The sequence below is a fragment of the Psychrobacter sp. T6-1 genome (genome assembly GCF_052258445.1).
In genome coordinates, this window is the sequence record NZ_JBQQFC010000570.1 from 1 (window position 1) to 986 (window position 986).

Sequence of the window (986 nt, forward strand, 5' to 3'; positions counted from 1 at the left end):
GATCGGACGCCTGAAGGACAGTGGGTACGGGTTATTGGCGGCTGGTCCCCTTATCAGTTTGAAGAAAAGCGTATGCCGACCATTGAGGAGATCAATGAGGCGACAGGTGACACGCCAACTTTCGTATTGTATCTCTACAGTCGTGGCTGGCTCAATCAAGCGGGCCTTGACGCCTTGGGTATCGATGAAAATACCAAACCGCCTAACAATCAAAGCCGCTATGAAAAAGATAAAAACGGCAAGCTGACTGGCGTATTGCTAGCAGAGCCTAACGCCATGATCTTGTACCAAGTCATCGGTAAACTGCCGCCTTTATCTAATCAAGAAAAGATCAACTCAACCAAGCACTTTAACCGTGAGCTTAATCGTTTTGGTCTGACCAGTGCTATTGATGCAGGTGGTGGCGGTCATACTTATCCTGAAGATTACGAAGCGGCAAAGACACTCGCAGAAGCAGGAGAGTCATCTTTACGTGTCTCCTACTATCTATTCCCGCAAAAGGCAGGCGAGGAGCGCGCCGCTTTTGAGAAATGGATGGCGAACAATACCGCAGATGTCAATGAAGATAGCGATCTTGAACACGGCTACGAGCTAAAGGGTGGCGGTGAGTACATGACATGGGCGGCAGGCGACTTTGAGAATTTTTTATCTCCTAAGCCTTTGATCAAAAATAACGAAGGCTGGCGCAAGCAAACCAAAGAGATTATTCAGATGCATGTCAACGAGGGCTGGTCATTTAGACAGCATTCGACCTATGGCGAGAACACCGCCCTTATCGTCGATTTGGTTGATGAGATTGACCGCGAGAACAATGGCAAAATTCGCAATGAGATGCGCTGGGCAATTGATCATGCCGAAACTGTCAATGATGAAACGCTTAAAGAAATCAAACGTCTAGGCGGCGGCATATCGATACAAGATCGCATGGCCTATGCAGGCGAGTATTTCTTAGATCGTTACGGCGCTGAGGCTGCTAGTACTTCGCC

1 protein-coding gene is annotated in these 986 nt (G+C 48.3%); it reads left to right on the plus strand.

Annotated elements, in window-relative coordinates; all coding sequences use genetic code 11:
- Positions 1–986 (plus strand): amidohydrolase family protein (locus ACTXGO_RS14655; RefSeq protein ID WP_443575038.1); only part of this gene is annotated, 986 nt, incomplete at both ends.